Here is a 19146-nt window from a genome sequence, read left to right as displayed (position 1 = left end):
TATTTTTTATGAGTTTCAACGTTGCAATTTCTGGCCTGAATGCCATCAACGACCAGTTGGGCGCCATTTCCAATAACATCGCCAACTCCGGCACCGTCGGTTTTAAATCCGGCCGCGCGGAGTTTGCCTCGCTGTACGCTTCCAGCCAGCCACTGGGCGTGGGCGTTACCGGCATGACGCAAAGTATTACCAAAGGCGGAAGTATTGCTTCCACCGGCAACAGCCTGGACCTGGCGATTTCCGGTAATGGCTTTTTTATGGTGCGTGATGCTGGCGGGAACACGGCGTTTACCCGTGCGGGGTACTTTGGCACCGATGCCAGCGGCAACCTGGTGAACAACCTTGGCATGCAGTTGCAGGGTAACCCGGTGGACGCCAACGGCAACCTGCAAACCGGTACGGTTTCCGGGCTGCAAATCAATAACAATGCCATTGCGGCCAAAAGCACCAGTAACCTCGATTTTACCGCTAACCTGGATGCCCGCGCCGAGGTACCGGAAGTGACGCCTTTCGACGCCGACAACAGCGAAAGCTGGAATAACGTCTATACCACGCAGGTGTACGATTCGCTGGGCCGGGAACACACACTGAACCAGTATTATGTGAAAACCGACGATAACACCTGGGAAGTCTGGTACACCCTGAATGGCGAACCGGTCGATTCCCCGTCAGGCCCGCAAACGCTGTCATTTACCGATCAGGGTGTGCTGTCTTCCCCCACTTCCCCAGTCGATATTCAGGTGGATATCCCCGGTGCCGCGCCTTTGTCGCTGGCGGTGAACTACAGTGGCTCCACACAGTTTGGTTCTGATTTCTCGGTCAGCAAAAACCAGGGTAATGGCTACGCTTCTGGGCAGTGTACCGGGCAAATGATTGACGACGAGGGTTACGTGTACGCCACCTACTCCAATGGTGAGCGCATGCTTCAGGGGCAACTGGTGCTGGCAACCTTCGCCAACGCGAACGGTTTATCCAGCCAGGATGGCACCACCTGGGTACACACCTCCAGCTCGGGTGAGCCCATTATCGGCCAGCCCGGAACGGGGTTACTGGGCAGTATTGTTGCTGGCGCACTGGAGTCTTCCAATGTGGATTTAACCAATGAACTGGTTGGCCTGATGACTGCACAACGCAACTACCAGGCTAACACCAAAGTGATCAGCACCAATGACAATATGCTGAGCTCCCTGTTCCAGGCGGTGTAATGGATAAGCTGATTTTTACCGCAGTCAGCGGGGCATCGCGCAATTTATCCCGCCAGCAGATCCACGCCAATAACCTGGCGAACGTCAACACCGCCGGGTTTCGCCGCGATCTGGAAACGGCCAACAGCCAGTTGCTCACCGGCGCAGGCTACGCTTCACGCCACCTGGTCAACACCGCAGCCAGTTCAGTGGAAATGGCGCCTGGCGCGTTACGTGAAACCGGGCGTGAGCTGGATATTGCCATTAAAGGCGAAGGGCTGATTGCGCTGGCCGCCGGTGACCGGGAAATCTACACCCGTAACGGGCAAATTACTCTGGGGCCGGAGGGCGACCTGAGTATTAATGGCTACCCGGTTATTGGCGATAACGGCCCGATTATTCTGCCGCCCTTTGCGGCGCTGCATATCAGCGATGACGGCGTGATCTCGCTGGTGGCCGAAGACGGCAATATGACCACGCCGCTGGATGTTGACCGTATCAAACTGGTGAGCGTTCCCGGTGCCGCTCTCAGCAAAAATGACGCGGGTTTCCTGGTGACCACAGCACGGGAAAACCCGCGTGATGAAGATATCGTCGTCGCCAGCCGCCACCTGGAAAGCGCCAATGTCTCGGTGATGGATGAAATGCTGTCCAGCATTGCGCTTAACCGCCAGTTCGAAGCGCAAATCAAGATGATGAAAGCCGCAGAAGAATTGGCGAATGCCGGAAACCGGTTATTACGCGGCGCATGATGCGCCGGCAAGAACAGACAAGGATAAACAATGAACCCCGCATTATGGATAAGTAAAACCGGCCTGGCCGCGCAGGATGCGCGCATGGCCGCCATCTCCAACAACCTGGCGAACGTCAACACCACGGGCTTTAAACGCGATCGGGTGATGTTCTCTGACTTGTTTTACCAGAACCAGCGCGCCCCCGGCGCGTTACTGGACCAGAACAATACTGCGCCAACCGGGATCCAGTACGGTAGCGGCGTGAAAGTGACGGGCACCCAGAAAGAATTTACGGTGGGCAGCATTCAGAACACGGGCAAGGATCTGGATATCGCTATTTCCGGCCAGGGCTTTTTCCAGGTAGAAACCAGTGATGGCGATATTGCCTATACCCGGGCCGGGAACCTGCAAATTAACCCCGATGGCATGATAACCAATGCGCAGGGGCTGCCCCTGGTTCCGCAAATCGACCTGCCAGACAACGTGCAGTCACTTCAGGTGGCGCGGGATGGCACGGTCAGTGCTACTGTCGCCGGGGAAACCGACCCGGTGGAGTTAGGGCAAATCACCCTGGTGAACTTCGTTAACCCCGCCGGGCTGGAAGCGCTGGGTGGCAATCTGTACCGGGAAACCGCCGCCAGTGGCGATGCAGTAGAAGGTGTGCCGGGCGAAGACGCCTTTGGGCACCTGGAACAGGGTTCACTGGAAGGCTCTAACGTACAGGTGGTGGAAGAAATGGTGGATATGATCATGGTGCAGCGGGCTTATGAAATGAACGCCAAAATGGTTTCTGCTGCTGATGACATGCTGAAGTTTGTCACCCAGGCGCTGTAACAAGGGGCTTAATGTGATGAACAGAACAACCATGATGATAGCCGGTGCGGCGTTCTTGCTGGCAGGGTGCGAAAGCCAGACTCTGCTGGTCCATAAAGACGATGCCCAGTACGCACCACCTGTTATGCCTGTTGAACCTCCCGCCAAACCCGCCAATGGCGGGTTATACAGCGGCGGATATAACTGGTCGCTGGTGCAGGACCGCCGGGCTTACCGGGTGGGCGATATCCTGACTATCCGGCTGGATGAATCCACCCAGGCCAGCAAGCAGGCGCGCACCAACTTCGGCAAAAAGAACGACGTTTCCATTGGCATTCCGGAAGCCTTTGGCCAGTCTGCCGAAAAACTGGCGGGCTCCGTGGATGGCAGCCGTAATTTTAATGGCAACGCAACCAGCCAGCAGCAAAACAGCCTGCGCGGGGCGATTACTGTGGCGGTTTACAGTGTGCAACCCAACGGGGTGCTCGCTATTCGCGGCGAAAAATGGCTCACCCTGAACCAGGGTGATGAATATATGCGGGTAACGGGCCTTGTCAGGGCGGAAGATATTGAGCCGGATAACTCGGTGTCTTCCCAGCGTATCGCCAACGCGCGCATCGCTTATGCGGGCAGAGGCGCACTGAGTGACGCCAACTCCGCCGGGTGGCTGACCCGTTTCTTTAACCACCCACTGTTCCCCATGTAAGGAAAATACCATGAAAGGATTCTGTTCACTGTTATGCCTGCTATTGGTTACCGTCAGCGCTTATGCCGAGCGGCTGGGCAACCTGGTCGATATCCAGGGAGTGCGTGGCAACCAACTGGTGGGCTACAGCCTGGTGGTTGGCCTGGATGGCACCGGCGATAAAAACCAGGTGAAGTTCACCAGCCAGTCGGTCACCAATATGCTGCGCCAGTTTGGTGTGCAAATGCCCGCCAATATCTCCCCAAAAGTAAAAAACGTTGCGGCCGTTGCTCTTAGCGCCACGTTGCCACCGGGGTATTCACCCGGGCAGACCATTGATGTCACGGTGTCTTCTATTGGCGATGCCAAAAGCCTGCGTGGCGGCACCTTACTGTTAACCCAACTGCGCGGGGCAGATGGTGAAGTGTATGCGCTGGCACAAGGCAATGTGGTAGTGGGTGGCATGAAAGCCGAAGGCAACAGCGGGTCCAGCGTCACCATGAATACACCCACCGCCGGGCGCATTCCCAATGGCGCAACGGTTGAGCGCCCGGTTGAATCTGATTTTCACACCAGTGGGCAGGTTACCCTCAACCTGAAACGCCCGAGCTTCAGCACTGCCAACAATGTGGCGATGGCGCTCAATACGGCGTTTGGTGCGGGTACAGCCACGGCACAGAGCGCAACCAATATCAGCGTGAATGCTCCGGCAGACAGCGCCAGCCGGGTGGCGTTTATGTCTGTGCTGGAAGAGGTCCGGGTGAATGCCGGAAAAGTGGCGCCACGCGTGGTCTTTAACTCCCGTACTGGCACTGTGGTAATTGGCGACGGCGTGGTGGTACGGGCTGCGGCTGTCTCTCACGGCAACCTCACGGTGACCATTAACGAATCCACCCAGGTCAGCCAGCCGGGCGCACTGAGTAACGGCGCAACAGTCGCGGCACCTCAAAGTGAGATTGAAGTACGCCGCGAACGTGGCCAGATGGTCACTATCCCGGCAGGCACCAGCTTGCGCAGTATTGTGAACACGATTAACAGCCTGGGCGCAGCTCCCGACGACACCATGGCCATTTTACAGGCACTGCACGAGGCCGGGGCACTGGATGCCGAGCTGGTTGTGATTTAAGTAAGGAGACGTTCTGTGATAACCCCATTAACCACGACCGCCGGTTCACCATTCAGCCCTGTTGAGGGGAATGCCCGCCCACAAAACCTGGCGGAAGCCGCCAACCAGTTTGAAGCGATGTTTCTGCGCACGTTACTCAGCCAGATGCGCAGCGCCAGCACCGCACTGAATCAGGATTCGCTGTTTAACAGCAAACAGCAAACCATGCTGCGCGAACTCTATGATGACCAACTGGCAAACCACCTGGCGGCGCAGGGTAGCGCGGGTATCAGCCGCCTGATCCTTGCGCAACTGGGCGGGCAGAATACGCCTGCAACTTAAGAACCGGGCCAGGCTGGCCGTTTTAGCCAGATAACAGCGGGCTTTCCCGCAATGGAATGTGACGATTTTTCCACCCAGGAAAACCACGGATGAACATGATCAATACCGCATACAGCGGGTTACAAACCGCCCAGATGGGCATGAACGTGACAGCGATGAATGTCGCCAATATGCTGACCCCGGGGTACAGCCGGCAAGGTATCGTGCAAAGTGCTGTCGGCCCTTATGGCACCGCCCAGACCGGTAATGGTGTGCAGGTAGACAGCATTCGCCGCATATCGAGCCAGTATCTGGTAAGCCAGGTCTGGCATACCAGCAGCCAGGCCAGCTATTACCAAATCAACCAGCAATATTTCAGTGCGCTGGAGCAGGTAATTGGCAATGACAGCACCAGTATCGGCAATGGTCTGGATGATTTTTTTAGTGCCCTGAGCGAGTTAACCACCCAGCCAGAATCCCCGGCGTTACGCCAGCAGTTTCTTAACCAGTCCCGTGCGCTGGCAACCCGTTTTAACAACACCCAGGACATGATTAACTCCCAGCGCATGTCAATAAACAGCCAGCGGGATGCCACGGTTTCTCAGGTGAATACGCTGACATCGGGCATTGCTGAGTACAACCAGAAAATAGCCGCCATGGAAAGCGCAGGTGGTAACAGCAGTGTGCTGCGCGACCAGCGTGACGAACTGGTGAGGGAGTTAAGCCTGTTAACCGAAGTGAACGTGGTGGAAGACAGCCACGGGTACTACAACGTCAGTATGAAAAGCGGCCAGCCACTGGTTAGTGGCACTACTGCCGGGCAGATGAGCAGTAGCCGCGACGAAAACGGCCTGCCGGTATTAAGCCTGCAATTTGCCGACCACAACTTCCCTTTGCCACCTTCCCCCGGTGGGCAACTGGGCGCACTGTATGATTACGAAACCGGCACACTGAATACCATGGAAACCGCCCTGCAGGGCATGGCGGAGGCACTGGCGCAACAGGTAAACGAGCAACTGGCGCAGGGCTACGACCTGAATGGCAACCCAGGCAAGCCGCTGTTTTCGTTTGACCCGGGCAACCCGGCAGGCATGTTGCAGGTTAATACCCTCAGCCCTGACGAACTGGCGCTTTCCGGCGCACCTGGTGAACCTGGCAACGGTGATAACCTGCAATTTCTGCTGGCAATTCAGGAGCAGAAAATGGACCTCCCCGGGCTTGGCAACATGAGCCTGGCCGAAGGCAGCGCAGCGATGGTTTCCACGCTGGGCATCGCCAGCCGCAACAACCAGACGGAACTGACAGCCTCTCTCACCATTCTGGAACAGGCACTACAACAGCGCGATAACCTCAGCGCCGTCAACCAGGATGAGGAAGCCATCAACCTGCAAATTTACATGCAGGCCTACCAGTCCAATATGAAGGTCATTTCAGCAGGGAACCAACTGTTCAGTGATCTTCTCGGCCTTTTTTAACCAGGGAAGGAATGATTCATGCGGGTAAGCAGCCTGAACACCAAACATATTATGTTGTCGCAAATGCACAGTAACAGTATGAAAATGAGCCAGATTATGCAGCAACTGTCGACACAAAAACGGGTCAATGTTCCCTCCGATGACCCCATCGCCGCAACGCGTATTAACCAGTTACAGCGGGAACAATCCACCATTGCGCAGTACCAGGACAACATCACCCGGCTTTCTGGTTCATTGTCGACCCAGGAAGCACAGGTACAAAATGCCAGCGACCTGTTATGGGCGCTGAACGACACACTGTTGCAGGCAGCTAACGGCGCCAATGCAGATAAAAATATGCAGGGGCTTGGCCTGGAAATCAGCATGTTGCTCGATTCCCTGGTTGATACCGTGAATACCAAAAGTGCATCCGGGAGTTATGTGTTTGGTGGCACGAAAAACCAGACAGCCCCAATTCAGTGGGATGACGCCGCAGAAAGTTGGGTATTTATGGGTAACCACAATACCCGGGAAACCACGGTCGCCAATGGGGTCAATGTTACCGAGAATGTCCAGTTGACCCGTTGTTTCAGCCGGGGTGGTGATGAACTGGGGTTACTCAATGAGCTGTATACGCTGAGTGAAAAAATGCAGGACCCGGCGGTGTCACCCGCCAGTTACCAGCAGGATATCCAGAACCTGCTGGATGGGCTCAGTGATGCTCAGGACGGAATCGGCGCGATTTTTACCGAGTTGGGCGGCCGCCAGAACCAGCTGACTTTGCTACAGAATGCGCATACTGACGTCAGTATGGCGAATGGTATGGTGTTAAGCGAACTGGCTGATGCAGATGTGGCGACGTCGACCATTGAGCTGCAGCTCTATGTCAACGCGACCCAAATCACGTTCAAGGCCTGGAACATGGTCAACCAGTTGTCTTTATTTAACACGATGGGGTAACACAGTATGCAGGTCAGTTTATCCCCAGCCAAAACCCGGTTGATGCAAACGGCAGTGGCGCAAACCCACAAAATGCAGCAGGCCGCCCGTGTCAGTTCGCCGGCTCAGGCCGCGCCCACGCCAGACTTTCCTGAACCGGCGCTGCTGTCGCGCAAACCTGCGCGCTACAACATTCAGCTCAATGCGCAACTGACAGCCATTCAGCAGGCCGAAGATTACCTGCAAGGGCTGGAAGGTGTATTGCTGAATTACCGCCACACGAAAAGCCAGCCCGGTAGCCCGCCGCGTGATACAGCCGCACTGCAACAACAACTGGCACAGCGCCTGCAACGGTCTGCCGGTACTGTCGACCGGCAGTTGAATATCTCGCTGACCCGGGATTCACAAGTACACTTCAGCCTGGGATTTCCTCGTGAAGTGTTCAGCCAGCCGCAAGGCGAAACACTGATATTTGCCGCCGGGAAAGGGTGTAAACACCTGGCGGCGGTAACGTTGCCAGAAGCGGCGTCGCCCCGGCAAATTTTGGCACAACTTAATGCCAGCCTGGGCAAGTTTGGTATTCATGGTGAGTTCAGCCCGCGCGGCGAGTGCCTGTTTACCGCGGATGAATCGCGCTGGGACACGCTGAAAGGGTCATTGCGGGTACGGGGCGAAGGGGTGCATTTCCCGGCAGACAGCTTTACGTTGTTAGCGCCAGTGCCTCAGAACAGCCCGGTTGACAGCCTGCAACAGTTAACGGGCCAGTGGGATAAACATGCGCGCCGGGAAGTTGAACAAGTGTTGCACCATATCACCCACCAGCAAACCACTCTGCGCCAGCATAAAGCCAGCGTTACTGAGCGGATCCGTGAAATGTCACCGGCACTGACTACGCAACATGTTCAGCAAACAGCTCGGGGTGTGGGGCAGCAACTTGCCAGCAGCCGTAATCATTTTGAACAACTGGCTCAGTCGCTGGCGGCACAGGCCAATATTCACCAGACCACTGTCAGAAATTTACTCGGGTAACGCCTGGTTACCCGAAGTACTGCGGCTTAGCGCGGTGGCAGGTAAATACCGCCGCTTTGCCAGACAAAGACACTTTGCCCGTCAATCACCAGCCGCCAGGTTTCAATTTCACGGCTTAAAAACAGGTCCATCATGTTCTCCAGCATCAGATTACTTTTCTCTGTGGAGAACGCCACCGGGTGAAATTCGTAGAACCTGCGTTCGCCGTCATTGCGCCGCATAATGAATTTACCCTGCATTCGGAAGTTGTTGCCGTCGGTACTGGCAAAGGTGGTGATTAACTCATTGTTAACGATTTTTGTAGTGAAATCATAACGTTCACTTTTACCTGAGCTGAGGTCATAGTAACCAAACGGGATAGTACCTTCCACGTTACCGCGCACACCCACCCAGGTATACACGGCCCAACGGTTCTGATACCACAGCAAGGCCACGATTGCGCAAACCAGCCCGGTAAGCACACTAATTTTTAGTGCAGGTCGCCAGGTCATGCATTTCTCTCCGGGTTTCGTTCAAAATCAGGTCATTAAGGCGTTCTGTATTCACCCGCCAGTGGTGAATGACCATCACGTACTGTTGCTGGCTACACGGGCCTTTAACAATAAAGCTGTAATTCAGGGATTGCCCCAGGGTTTGGTAATACACCGACATACTGGCAGACTTTTCGATCAGCTCAGTATTCAGTGTATAAAACGTTTTCTGTAAGCGGGCGAACAGGTTGTCTTGCCTGCTGCTACCCATATTCGGCTCTTCAATGCCATACAGGCGAATATGGCTGAACGCTTTTTCATTACTGCGGTTAACATGCAAGTGCACATCATGGCGTTCTTGCCACCAGGTTTGCCCTGCCAGGAACAGCAGCACTACTGCAGCAAGCAGCAATGCCAGGTTAAACGGGCTGCGCAACCTGCTTTTTTTAACCAGAGTTTGCCGGGAGTTCTGAGGGCCAGATGCAACTGAAGCCGAAGCCGTTGTACCTGGCGGTAGTGCGGAAGCATCTGCCAGAGACTCACCCGGCGTTGCCGCCGGAATTTCGTCCACCGGCACTTCAGATATGGGTTCACTGGTTGTTTGCCGGGCGTTTGTAGCAGTATCTGCTGTGATAATGTCAGCCTGTAACCCAACCAGGTCTGTGGGTTGCAAAGCAAGGCCCTTTTCATCTTCGGACTGGTCATTTCGTGGCAGTGCGCGGCAATATTCTGCAGACAGTAAATACCCCCGCTTAGGGACAGTGCGGATAATACGTTGTTTTTTGCCGTCATCTTCCAGAGCGGCCCGCAGGGCATGCACCGCGTTTGGCAGGCTGTTGCTGCCTATCACCCGGTCCACCCAGACCATATTGGTGATATCTTCGCGGCTCAGAACTTTTCCGGCATGCTCCAACAGCACAATGAGCAGGCGAAACTGGTACTCGCCAAGCTTGCGTATTTCACCCGTGTGGGCATGAACAAGCGCGTTGGCTGATTCATCAATTAACCAGTCATTGATAAAATAATCGTGTTTATCCATCTTAAAATCAGTGGTCACAGACTATTCCCTTAAATGCCTTCATTTATCTGGTAAGCATTGCTTTTATGCGTTTTCAACGAACCTGCCCATTCAGAATGAAGGCCAGGAATAAAACAGTAATTGCGCAGATTATAACACAGCAATATAAACGCATCACAAGGCCTGTAGGATGAATAAGGTTGCAGGCTGGCCGCCCTTTTATATTCAATCTGTTACATGCGCCTGGTTTTGCCATTAATAATTTTGACATTTTATACTGCCAGCTACATCACACCAAATTAAATTTCACTGGGCCAGGCAGATACACCAGAATGGTTGTGCGCGAGGTATTATTCTTATTCCTGGATGGGAGTGATAAGAATTATCTCTCCGGTAAAAAGCATTTCAGTGGCAGAAATTAAATAAATAACGCAGAATTTACATTTCCTTTATCTTCTAATGAATAAAAATTAACCTTCATTAAATTTCATAAAAATCATTCACTTATGATGATTTCTAAAAAAGACATTTTTGATAAAAAAAGAATTTAATTTCTGCTGCGAATAGTCCGTTTTATCCCAGTGACAGGAATTTACCTGATAACCAGGTCACAAGGAGATAAAACTTATGTCAATGTCCATTTTTACCAACGCTTCTTCCATGGCTGCTGTTAACGCAATGAACAAATCCAATAGCATGCTCTCTACATCCATGGAGCGTTTGGGGACGGGGAAACGTATTAACTCTGCAGCAGACGATGCGGCAGGGCTGCAAATTGCCACCCGCTTACAGGGGCAGGTCAGTGGTATGGCGGTTGCACAACGTAATATCAGCGACGCCACCGCATTACTGCAAACGGGCGAAGGCGCATTTGATGAAATGACCAATATTATGTACCGCATGAAGGACCTGGCAACCCAGGCATCGAACGATACTAACTCTTCAGCAGACCGCACAGCAATTCAGGCAGAGCTGAACCAGTTGGGCATGGAGATGGGCAATATTATGTCCAACACTTCTTATGCTGGCGACAAGCTGTTTGCTGAAGGTGGCAAATTCGACAGCGAACTGAATTTCCAGATTGGTGCCAGCTCTGGCGAAGTGATGAAACTGGATATCTCAGACCAACTCGACGGGCTGCGCGGTGCGCTGGAAAACCTGATCCCTGAAGATGCCGATACCCCGGCGGTGGATGTCAGCAGTGCCGCCTCTGCGCAGGCACTGATGGACAGCCTGGAGTCCGCTATTGATGATGTGAGCGCCATGCGTTCAACCTTTGGTGCCAATATCAACCGCCTGGGCCACTCTGCAGCGAACCTGGCGAATATGAAAGACAACACCGAGCTTGGCCTGGGCAATATCCGTGATGCGGATTTTGCGACGGAAGCCACCAACATGACCCGCAACCAGATGCTGGCTCAAACCAGTATGTCGATGCTGCGCCAGTCCAACAGCATGTCTGGCATGGTGATGTCCCTGTTGGGTTAATCCTTGCCTGATTCATCGTTTCCAAACACCGCTCCGGCGGTGTTTTTTTTACCGCGTTTACTTCCGCTTTCACAAAACAGGGGGAAATTCACTTTCCCCGCTAAAAATTCAACTGTTTGATTTTAAATAAAAAATAAGTTGGCATGCGCTTTGCAATCTATAAAACCATGAGACGCAGGGTATTGCGGTAAAGCACCGCAGTTGCACATGCCAGCGCCCGGTGAAACGGAAGCACACCTGTTTTTATTGTTTTAAGGGAAAAAGTTAATCATGTCAGATTTACTCAGCCTGGATCCGCAAACGCTGGCAACCCAACTGGCGTTTTACGATATCCAGCCCATGCAGAACGCGATTAAAACGCAAACCGCCACTCTGAATGCCCAGCAAACTGCATTGCGGGCCTTGCGCACTGCACTGACCGATTTTCGCACCGCGATTCAGGGCATGAACCAGGCGGGCCAGAGCATGTTGCAAACCCAGGCGACCACCAATATGACAGGTATTGCCAACGTTACCACCACCGCCGCGGCACAGAAAGGAACCTACAACATTGAAGTGGACCAGTTAGCCAGCGCCCATCAAACCGGTTATGCCGGGCTGACAGACGAAGATATCAGCAATGCCAGCGGCACTATGACGATAGCGCTGGCAGGTGAAGAGCTGGATATCGACCTGACTGACATTGATTCCCTGGCCGACCTCGCCGCCGCTATCAATAACGCAGAAGAGAACCCGGGAGTGACGGCTTCGCTGGTTCGCACCGATGGCAAGGTCATGCTGATGCTCAGCAGCGACGAAACCGGGGCAACCAATACCCTGGATGTACAAATTAATGGTGATGCCGCCACTCAGGCTCTGTTTGCCAACCCGGCGGAAATTTCCCCGGCTCAGGATGCCCAGTTCCGCATGGGGGAAGTGTCGTTCACTCACAGCAGCAACACCATCGACAACCTGATTGATGGCGTCACTGTTGAATTAATTGGTGTTACTGAAGGGAAACCACTCACCATTCATGTGGATACCGATACTGATGCCACCAAAGACCAGGTAAATACCTTCGTTGATTCCTGGAACACACTGATGACTTCGCTCAATACGCTGACCTCAAGCGGCGCAGACGGTGAGCGCGGAGCCCTGGCGGGCGACCCGACAATCAGTGCCCTGCAACGCGACCTGAACACGTTGCTGCGCAGCGACATCGATGGCTTCACCATCGCGGATTTCGGTATCAGCGCAGACCGTAACGGCAAACTCAAAATCGACAATGACACCCTGACCAAACAACTGCAGTCCAACCCACAATCTGTCACCACATTTTTCAATGGCCCGGACGGCATTCTCAGCAAGATGGATAACGCCCTCGACCGTTATCTCAATAGTACTGACGGCCTGCTGAAAAGCCGCCAGGAAACACTGGATCGCCGCCAGCAAGAAATTGATCGCAAAAGTGAAAAAATGAATACCCGCTACGACAGCGCATACAACCGCTATCTGCGCCAGTTCACTCAGTTGCAGCAAGTCACGCTGCAAATGAACAGCACCATGAGCATGTTCGGCTTAGTTTAAGGAGGAACACCCGATGTACCACAAAACAGAAGACTATTCAGACCACTATCAGGCATCTGACCTCGCAGTTCAGGTAGCCTCTGCCAACCCGCATCAACTGGTATTGATGCTGTTTGACGGCCTTCTGGATGAGCTTGAACGCACTAAGAGCCATATTGTGGCGCGCCGTTTTGAGCACAAAGCGGCCAGTGTGAATAAATGTATCGACATCCTGAATGCCCTGACCAGCGCACTGGATTTCGACAAAGGCGGCGACGTCGCGGCCAATTTATCCCGGTTGTATGACTACTGCGTTTATCGCCTGTACCACAGCAGCCATGCGTTATCGGTTGAACAGGTTGATGAAGTCACCCTGATCCTGCGCCAGCTCCAGCAAGGGTGGCAACAAATGGGCCTGCCCCATGACTAATCCACAGGCTATTTATCGCCTGGCGACTGCACTGCGCCAGGCTGCCAGCGCCCACAACTGGGCGCAGGTGATACAGGTTGACCAGCATATTGCCGCATTACTGAGTGACCTTCAGGGGGCGACGCTGTCGCCCGCGCAAAGTAAAGCGATTGATGTCCTGCAAACCACGCACCGGCGGGTGAATACCTGGTGCCACCAGCAAAGTGAAGTGCTGCGCGGAAAAATGGAGCAAACCCGCAACAACCGTGAAAGAGCAGCAGCGTATGCCACATTTATGGATGAAAAGGACTTAGGCTAATGGCGTGGATATCGGTACCGGAACAAGGGCAGCACTGGCAGGATAACCCGTCACTGCCGGAAAACAGCCTGCTGGCGCACCCCGGCACACTTGCCTGTGGCACTGCTCAGGTACCGGAAACATTCTCCCATCTGCTGTTCAGTATGGAGCGGGCGTTTTCCCCGGCAGTAACAGAGTCTGTGCCTGGTGCCCCGGTATGCCTGCCGCAACCACTCACAGGCATTAGCCTGAGTGATGATATAACCGTGCTCCAGGAAGCAACCCGGCTACCGGGCGCGTTGCCGCCTGCCAGCACGGCTGTGCAGCCAGTGCCACTGGCCGCATTTATGCCATCAACACCTGTGCCATCAACCCCAGGTGTGCTCTCTGCGGCGACTGGCGATGTTCCTGCTGGCTTAACAGAACGCGTTGCACCACTGGCCGCGGCGGCAACCCTGCCAGCCACACCGCAAGAAATTGCCCGGGCAGAACCAGGGCAGCAACCCGTGACACCCGTTGATACCCGGCAGGCTGCTCATCAGCCCCAGGTTATGGCAACTGTAGCCACTATGGCGGCAACAATGGCGGACGCCGGGCGCGACAACGCCAGCGTGGCCGGGCAACACCCGGCGTCTGGCACACCAGTACCGCCGCTCATTGCTGTCGCCAGCCCGCCGGAACCGCCCACCACAGATGCCAGCCAGCGGCTTGCCGCAGCTACGCCAGCCCACCAGCCAACTGCCGCGCATAGTTCGCACCCGCAAACTGAGCGGTTACAGGCCGCTCTGGGTGCCCGGTTACAGATGCATATTGCCAACCGCACCCAAACCGCACATATCCGCCTGGACCCGCCAGCGCTTGGCAAAATCGACATTCACTTACACCTGGAACAGGGCCAGCTCCAGGTCGCACTGCACACTCAGCACGAAGACGTTGCCCGGGCGCTCAGGCTGGTCAGCCACGGGTTACAGGAACAACTGGCGGCGGATACCACACAACGTGTCAGCGTACAGGTATCAACAGGCCAGGGGCAATCACCACGCCAGCCACAGGGTGAGGGGAGCGGCCTGGCCCCCGAAGAGCACACCCCAACTGCGGGTATGCACACCAGAGCAGGCTCAGAAACGCGGCAGGATGCCACCATCCTTCTGACGATATAACTCAGCGCAATAACAAGGAGCGTTATGAAACTCAAAGTCATTTTAAGTGCAGTGGCATTAGCCCTGAGCGTTGCCGCAGGCAGCGCAGCACTCACCCTGTTCGGGTTACAGCATATGGAAAACCGGCACGACAGAAACGTGCATGTTACTGGCGACACATTAAGCAGCCGCACCGCCGATAGCGTTGAATTTGTGGAGATAACCAACCTGATTGTCACCCTGAAAGGGATTAACGGTGAACCGCGTTACTTGTTACTGGAACAGGCTCTGATCACCTCGAACCCGGAAGATGCCCGGCGCACCCAGGCGTTACTGCCTGCGCTACGTGGCGCTGCTGTTGGCCTGCTTAATGGCCTGCCTTACCTGGAGGTACGGGCCATGCCAGTAGAAACCCTCACGCAGCAACTTACTGCGCGTTACGACGAGCAACTCCAGCAACTCAACACCAGCAAGCCTTTTGAGGATGTCATCATCAGCAAAATGGTGTTCCAGTAAATAAGGACTACCGTATGAACACAACAAATGGATTTACTGCAGCGGCCCTCACGCCTGCTCAGGAGGCGCAATACCTCAATGACTGGCTGCCGCTGGTGCATAAAATTGTGAAGCAGTTCAGCTGGCAGGCCAGTGGGATTATCGATAAAGACGATATGGAACAAATTGCGCTGATGGGGCTGCTCGCTTCACTGCGCCGCTATGGCGTACCCGATGAGCAATTTCCCGGTTATGCCTCCCAGCGTATTCGCGGCGCGATTCTTGACGAGTTGCGCCAACAGGACTGGCGTTCTCGTCGGCTGCGCAAAAAAAACCACCAGCTCAGTGATGCAATCAGCCGCCTGGTCAACAAACTGGGTTATGAACCACGGGCAGAGGAAATTTGTGAGCATCTCAATATTTCTGCTGACGACTATATGGAATACCAGCAACTGGAACGTGCCAAAACCCTGCAAAGCCTGGATGAGTTGTTGTCTTCATCAACCCACAACCCACTACTGGGAAATACCTTTTCCTCACGGGAACTGGACGATGAAATCGTGATTGCCGACATGTTGCACCATGCGCTTGCCAGCCTGGATTCACGTGAACAACTTATTCTCTCCCTCTATTACCAGCAAGAGATGAGCCTGAAAGAAATCGCGCTGACGCTCAACCTGACGGAAGCGCGAATTTGCCAGATAAACAAAAAACTTGTCTGGAAGATCCACCGTTTTTTTGAGAAACAGACATGCAAAAATTTATCGGTTTAATCGTCATTATGGTTTGTGTTGTTGGGGGGTTCCTGATGTCTGGCGGCCGGATGGCTGCATTCTGGCAGCCCGGTGAAATCATTATTATTTTAGGCGCAGGTTTTGGGGCGACTATGCTGGCAAACCCGCGCTCAGTTCTGCAGGAAATGTACCGCCAGTTCCGTGGTGTATTGCGTAAGAATGAGTACACCGATGAATACCAGCGCCAGTTATTAATGCTGCTCTTCGAACTGCTGGAACTGGTGCAGGAAGGTGGCCTGAAGACGCTGGATGAGCATATCGAGGTGCCAGAAAACAGCGCGTTATTTCAGAAATACCCACGCATTATGAGTGACAAGGCACTGGTCACATTTATTTCCGACAACTTCCGCCTGATGGCGATGGGAAAAATCAACGAACATGAACTGGAAGGCCTGCTCGAACAGGAGCTGGGCGCAATGGAAGAAAACCTGCTGTTGCCGTCACGTTCGTTGCACCGCACGGCTGAAGCTATGCCGGGCTTTGGGATTTGTGCCGCGGTTCTGGGGATTATTATCACCATGCAGTCCATTGACGGTTCCATTGCGGTGATTGGCGTGAAAGTGGCCGCTGCGCTGGTGGGGACTTTTCTTGGCGTCTTTTTCTGTTACTGCCTGATGGACCCACTGGCGAATGCCATGGAACAACGCACAAAAAAACAGTTGTCTATTCTGGAATGCGTTCGCACCGTGCTGGTCAACCATGTGGCCGGAAAGCCGACATTACTGGCGGTGGACGCCGGGCGAAAAATGCTGCCCATGGACGCCAAACCCACCTTCGCAACGCTGGATGGCTGGGTCAACGCAATGCAGGATGACGCCGGATGAAAAAGCACAACGGTCACAGCACCACAATCATTAAACGCAGTGCCCGGCGCAGCCATTCGGGCCACCATGGTGGTGCGTGGAAAGTGGCCTTTGCCGATTTCACACTGGCTATGATGGCACTTTTCATGGTGTTGTGGATTATGGGGGCGTCTACCGAGGAAGAACGGCATGAGATTGTTGCTATGTTTTATACCGATACGCTGTTCGATATTTTTTCTTCCCGCGACACGCCCGCGGGCAGCAATACACTGCCGTTGTTCGACCCAGCCGGGAGCCCTTTGCCTGTAGCCCGGGCCACCACGGCTCCTGCCCCGGAGCCAGAAACGCCCCAGGCGCGGGAAGCGCGTTCACAACGGGAAATTGAAGAGCTGGCGCGTTTAATTGCACAAATCACCTCGGTGTATAACGCCCAGTCTAACCTGCATATTGAAATCGTACCCCAGGGGTTGCGCATTCTGATAACCGATGACCAGCAGCGGGAAATGTTCCAGCGCAGTAGCGCAATTCTGGCACCGTTTTTTCAGCGGTTGTTAGGCGAGTTTGCCCCGGCACTGAACACCATTGAGCACAAGATCATGATAACCGGCCATACCGATGCCACCCGCTATCGTGACCAGCAGCGTTATAACAACTGGAACCTCTCTGGTGACCGGGCGCTACAGGCGCGCCAGGTACTGACTGATGCCGGGCTGAATGAGCAGCGCATTGTGCAAGTCAGTGGCATGGCCGACCAAATGCTGTTTCACCCTGAAGACCCGCACCATGCCGCGAACCGGCGCATTGAAATTATGGTACTGACGCATTCAGCGAGCGAAGCGCTGTACCAGTTTTTCGGCCACCACGGGCAAAACGTTGTGCGCCCAATTATCGAGAACCTCAGCCTGGTCACGGAATAACCTGGCCGCCACAGTGAAAAGGAGAAAATCCTGTTTATGACACGGAGCGTCACAAAACACCTGCCAGTACCGGCTTCATTATTACTGACCAGCCTGCTGTTCCTGCCACTGGATGCAATGGCGACTGGTAATGAAGAGCGGCGCAAACAACACAGCGCCCGCAGTGCCACGAGCAGCACTCCCGGGCTTGCTGACGATGCAGTACTGGCGCGCCAGCGTAACCGGGAAATTTTGCTGGCAAAGCGCCAGGCTAACCCCACAAAGGTACCGCCAACCCCTGGCCAGCGGCAGCAACATGCCGCGAATCAACCTGTTGAGCGGGCAAAAAACCGGGAATTACTGGCGATGTATGCCACCTGGCTGCCGGGGCAACAGCATGCGGCTCAGCCTGTTGAAGACCCACGCTGGTCTGCCGGGCGGCAGGCTCATTCACTGCGTGAACAGCACACCATCCACCATGTGGTGAACCGCCTGAAAGCGCAACTGGGGAAGCCCTATGTTTGGGGCGGGCACTCACCCGAAAGCGGTTTTGATTGCAGTGGCCTGGTGTGGTACGCCTTTAATCCGCTCCTGAGTCGTAAATTACCCCGTACTGCAAATGCCATGTATCAGGACCGGCAGCTCAGCAATATCCACCGCCAGCAACTGCGCAAAGGTGACCTGGTGTTTTTCAGTATCAAAACGCCCAATGCGGCAGACCATGTTGGTGTTTATCTGGGAGATGGGCAGTTTATTGAAGCGCCGCGTACCGGGAAAAATATTCGTATCAGCGAATTAAATAATGACTTCTGGAAAGCGAAATACCTGGGTGCACGCCGGGTTATCAAAGAATCAGTCCTGTTATAAACAGAAAAAAAGCGTGAGCAACCTGCTCACGCCCGAGTCTGATGACAAACCTTATGTCCGCACAGAACGAGAGGATGTCACCCAATAAAAAACAAGGAAAATCAATTTATTGATTTTCGGCTGCTAACTAAAAAGAAGGAAAAACCACGTTTTTTCCTTCTTTTTCATCAATCTGAAGCGTGAGCAACCCGCTCACGCCCATGAGTTATCCGGACTGATGGTGTTCTTTCCTGAAAGGCTAACAACCCTTAAAAAAACAATAAGAAAATATGTTAGAAAAACATTAGATGAATGATTTCAATCATCCCGTACACAGCGCCTTCCTCAACAATTGATAAACAAATCACCGTGAAAACGCCTAACCTGCTAATTACATTGATTAAACGCACGGTTCTTAAGCTAAATTTCGCTACTAATATAGCTCTTTACTCATCAATTTCAGGCTGCATTACGAGCAGCCTGGCTGGCACGAAGGAGCTGGTTGTATATGGCATTACAAGGAACGTTAATCCTCAACGAGGCCGATTATGCACCCTTGTGATCCTACCCATGAAATGTGGACACAGCCCTAAGCGAGGTTTTCGTTTTCAAATTGTTCCGGGCTGAGACCGCCACAGGCACTGTGACGACGCCACCGATTGTAATCGCACTCGATATAAT

Annotated in this window: 22 protein-coding genes; 19 read left to right on the top strand and 3 right to left on the bottom strand. The window is 53.9% G+C overall.

Features of this window, described 5'->3' with window-relative positions:
- The first annotated feature begins 8 nt into the window (after positions 1-8).
- From flgE to DES37_RS24100, 9 genes are all read left to right on the top strand, one after another.
- Positions 9-1205: a flagellar hook protein FlgE gene (gene flgE / locus DES37_RS24140; protein ID WP_110028147.1), complete on the top strand. Its 1197-nt coding sequence runs from the start codon at positions 9-11 to the stop codon at positions 1203-1205.
- On the top strand, positions 1205-1936 hold the full coding sequence (locus DES37_RS24135; RefSeq protein ID WP_110028146.1) for a flagellar basal body rod protein FlgF: 732 nt from the start codon (positions 1205-1207) through the stop codon (positions 1934-1936). The genes flgE and DES37_RS24135 overlap by 1 nt, the downstream gene beginning before the upstream one ends.
- Positions 1937-1966: 30 nt before the next feature.
- Positions 1967-2752 carry a flagellar basal-body rod protein FlgG gene (flgG, locus tag DES37_RS24130; RefSeq protein WP_110028145.1) on the top strand — a complete coding sequence of 262 codons (786 nt, stop codon included), beginning with the start codon at positions 1967-1969 and terminating at the stop codon, positions 2750-2752.
- A 16-nt stretch (positions 2753-2768) separates the two neighbouring features.
- Entirely contained in the window at positions 2769-3437 is a 669-nt protein-coding gene (gene flgH, locus DES37_RS24125) for a flagellar basal body L-ring protein FlgH (RefSeq protein ID WP_425451739.1), read from the top strand.
- Positions 3438-3447: 10 nt separating this feature from the next.
- A complete protein-coding gene (locus DES37_RS24120) occupies positions 3448-4542 on the top strand; it encodes a flagellar basal body P-ring protein FlgI (RefSeq protein ID WP_110028144.1) in 1095 nt (364 codons plus the stop codon).
- A 15-nt stretch (positions 4543-4557) separates the two neighbouring features.
- Positions 4558-4863, top strand: coding sequence for a rod-binding protein (locus DES37_RS24115; RefSeq protein ID WP_245930177.1), 306 nt, complete (start codon positions 4558-4560; stop codon positions 4861-4863).
- 89 nt (positions 4864-4952) lie between these two features.
- Entirely contained in the window at positions 4953-6317 is a 1365-nt protein-coding gene (gene flgK / locus DES37_RS24110) for a flagellar hook-associated protein FlgK (RefSeq protein ID WP_110028143.1), read from the top strand.
- A gap of 18 nt (positions 6318-6335) precedes the next feature.
- Entirely contained in the window at positions 6336-7256 is a 921-nt protein-coding gene (gene flgL, locus DES37_RS24105; protein WP_110028142.1) for a flagellar hook-associated protein FlgL, read from the top strand.
- A 6-nt stretch (positions 7257-7262) separates the two neighbouring features.
- On the top strand, positions 7263-8264 hold the full coding sequence (locus DES37_RS24100) for a hypothetical protein (RefSeq protein WP_110028141.1): 1002 nt from the start codon (positions 7263-7265) through the stop codon (positions 8262-8264).
- A 26-nt stretch (positions 8265-8290) separates the two neighbouring features.
- On the opposite strand, the gene DES37_RS24095 is transcribed toward DES37_RS24100, so the two are convergent.
- Complete coding sequence (locus DES37_RS24095; protein WP_110028140.1) at positions 8291-8755, bottom strand: hypothetical protein; 465 nt, start codon at positions 8753-8755, stop codon at positions 8291-8293.
- Positions 8727-9791, bottom strand: a complete 1065-nt coding sequence (locus tag DES37_RS24090; protein WP_110028139.1) for a winged helix-turn-helix domain-containing protein — start codon at positions 9789-9791, stop codon at positions 8727-8729. The genes DES37_RS24095 and DES37_RS24090 overlap by 29 nt, the downstream gene beginning before the upstream one ends.
- 588 nt (positions 9792-10379) lie before the next feature.
- Here DES37_RS24090 and DES37_RS24085 point away from each other — a divergent pair.
- The 10 genes from DES37_RS24085 (at position 10380) to DES37_RS24040 (ending at position 18486) form a co-directional block, all read left to right on the top strand.
- A complete protein-coding gene (locus DES37_RS24085) occupies positions 10380-11240 on the top strand; it encodes a flagellin N-terminal helical domain-containing protein (protein WP_110028138.1) in 861 nt (286 codons plus the stop codon).
- Between the two features lie 270 nt (positions 11241-11510).
- Positions 11511-12806: a flagellar filament capping protein FliD gene (gene fliD / locus DES37_RS24080; RefSeq protein WP_110028137.1), complete on the top strand. Its 1296-nt coding sequence runs from the start codon at positions 11511-11513 to the stop codon at positions 12804-12806.
- 13 nt (positions 12807-12819) lie between these two features.
- Positions 12820-13215, top strand: a complete 396-nt coding sequence (gene fliS, locus DES37_RS24075; RefSeq protein WP_110028136.1) for a flagellar export chaperone FliS — start codon at positions 12820-12822, stop codon at positions 13213-13215.
- On the top strand, positions 13208-13513 hold the full coding sequence (locus DES37_RS24070) for a hypothetical protein (protein WP_110028135.1): 306 nt from the start codon (positions 13208-13210) through the stop codon (positions 13511-13513). The genes fliS and DES37_RS24070 overlap by 8 nt, the downstream gene beginning before the upstream one ends.
- On the top strand, positions 13513-14652 hold the full coding sequence (locus DES37_RS24065; protein ID WP_110028134.1) for a flagellar hook-length control protein FliK: 1140 nt from the start codon (positions 13513-13515) through the stop codon (positions 14650-14652). The genes DES37_RS24070 and DES37_RS24065 overlap by 1 nt, the downstream gene beginning before the upstream one ends.
- Positions 14653-14676: 24 nt before the next feature.
- Positions 14677-15147, top strand: a complete 471-nt coding sequence (locus DES37_RS24060; RefSeq protein WP_110028133.1) for a flagellar basal body-associated FliL family protein — start codon at positions 14677-14679, stop codon at positions 15145-15147.
- Between the two features lie 14 nt (positions 15148-15161).
- Positions 15162-15899, top strand: coding sequence for a FliA/WhiG family RNA polymerase sigma factor (locus DES37_RS24055; RefSeq protein WP_110028132.1), 738 nt, complete (start codon positions 15162-15164; stop codon positions 15897-15899).
- Positions 15878-16744, top strand: coding sequence for a flagellar motor stator protein MotA (gene motA, locus DES37_RS24050; protein ID WP_110028131.1), 867 nt, complete (start codon positions 15878-15880; stop codon positions 16742-16744). Before DES37_RS24055 ends, motA begins: the two co-directional genes overlap by 22 nt.
- Complete coding sequence (gene lafU / locus DES37_RS24045) at positions 16741-17640, top strand: putative lateral flagellar export/assembly protein LafU (RefSeq protein ID WP_110028130.1); 900 nt, start codon at positions 16741-16743, stop codon at positions 17638-17640. Before motA ends, lafU begins: the two co-directional genes overlap by 4 nt.
- A 36-nt stretch (positions 17641-17676) precedes the next feature.
- The gene (locus tag DES37_RS24040; protein ID WP_245930175.1) at positions 17677-18486 is read left to right on the top strand and encodes a C40 family peptidase; all 810 of its coding nucleotides are present in this window, start codon (positions 17677-17679) and stop codon (positions 18484-18486) included.
- Positions 18487-19054: 568 nt separating this feature from the next.
- Here DES37_RS24040 and DES37_RS24035 read toward each other — a convergent pair.
- The coding region (locus DES37_RS24035; RefSeq protein ID WP_146211534.1) for an IS3 family transposase at positions 19055-19146 on the bottom strand (92 nt) is incomplete at its 5' end.

It is taken from the genome of Mangrovibacter plantisponsor (assembly GCF_003182475.1).
Classification (GTDB): Bacteria; Pseudomonadota; Gammaproteobacteria; order Enterobacterales; family Enterobacteriaceae; genus Mangrovibacter; species Mangrovibacter plantisponsor.
Note: the sequence above shows the minus strand (reverse complement) of the source record. Positions and strands in the feature narration are given on the sequence as shown.

Coding starts and splice junctions, on each gene's coding strand:
- DES37_RS24120 (WP_110028144.1), top strand. CDS start 3,448: ATGAAAGGATTCTGTTCACTGTTATGCCTGCTATTGGTTACCGTCAGC.
- DES37_RS24065 (WP_110028134.1), top strand. CDS start 13,513: ATGGCGTGGATATCGGTACCGGAACAAGGGCAGCACTGGCAGGATAAC.
- DES37_RS24055 (WP_110028132.1), top strand. CDS start 15,162: ATGAACACAACAAATGGATTTACTGCAGCGGCCCTCACGCCTGCTCAG.
- DES37_RS24060 (WP_110028133.1), top strand. CDS start 14,677: ATGAAACTCAAAGTCATTTTAAGTGCAGTGGCATTAGCCCTGAGCGTT.
- DES37_RS24085 (WP_110028138.1), top strand. CDS start 10,380: ATGTCAATGTCCATTTTTACCAACGCTTCTTCCATGGCTGCTGTTAAC.
- fliS (WP_110028136.1), top strand. CDS start 12,820: ATGTACCACAAAACAGAAGACTATTCAGACCACTATCAGGCATCTGAC.
- DES37_RS24095 (WP_110028140.1), bottom strand. CDS start 8,755: ATGACCTGGCGACCTGCACTAAAAATTAGTGTGCTTACCGGGCTGGTT.
- flgG (WP_110028145.1), top strand. CDS start 1,967: ATGAACCCCGCATTATGGATAAGTAAAACCGGCCTGGCCGCGCAGGAT.
- flgH (WP_425451739.1), top strand. CDS start 2,769: ATGAACAGAACAACCATGATGATAGCCGGTGCGGCGTTCTTGCTGGCA.
- DES37_RS24070 (WP_110028135.1), top strand. CDS start 13,208: ATGACTAATCCACAGGCTATTTATCGCCTGGCGACTGCACTGCGCCAG.
- fliD (WP_110028137.1), top strand. CDS start 11,511: ATGTCAGATTTACTCAGCCTGGATCCGCAAACGCTGGCAACCCAACTG.
- DES37_RS24100 (WP_110028141.1), top strand. CDS start 7,263: ATGCAGGTCAGTTTATCCCCAGCCAAAACCCGGTTGATGCAAACGGCA.
- lafU (WP_110028130.1), top strand. CDS start 16,741: ATGAAAAAGCACAACGGTCACAGCACCACAATCATTAAACGCAGTGCC.
- flgE (WP_110028147.1), top strand. CDS start 9: ATGAGTTTCAACGTTGCAATTTCTGGCCTGAATGCCATCAACGACCAG.
- flgL (WP_110028142.1), top strand. CDS start 6,336: ATGCGGGTAAGCAGCCTGAACACCAAACATATTATGTTGTCGCAAATG.
- DES37_RS24135 (WP_110028146.1), top strand. CDS start 1,205: ATGGATAAGCTGATTTTTACCGCAGTCAGCGGGGCATCGCGCAATTTA.
- flgK (WP_110028143.1), top strand. CDS start 4,953: ATGAACATGATCAATACCGCATACAGCGGGTTACAAACCGCCCAGATG.
- DES37_RS24040 (WP_245930175.1), top strand. CDS start 17,677: ATGACACGGAGCGTCACAAAACACCTGCCAGTACCGGCTTCATTATTA.
- motA (WP_110028131.1), top strand. CDS start 15,878: ATGCAAAAATTTATCGGTTTAATCGTCATTATGGTTTGTGTTGTTGGG.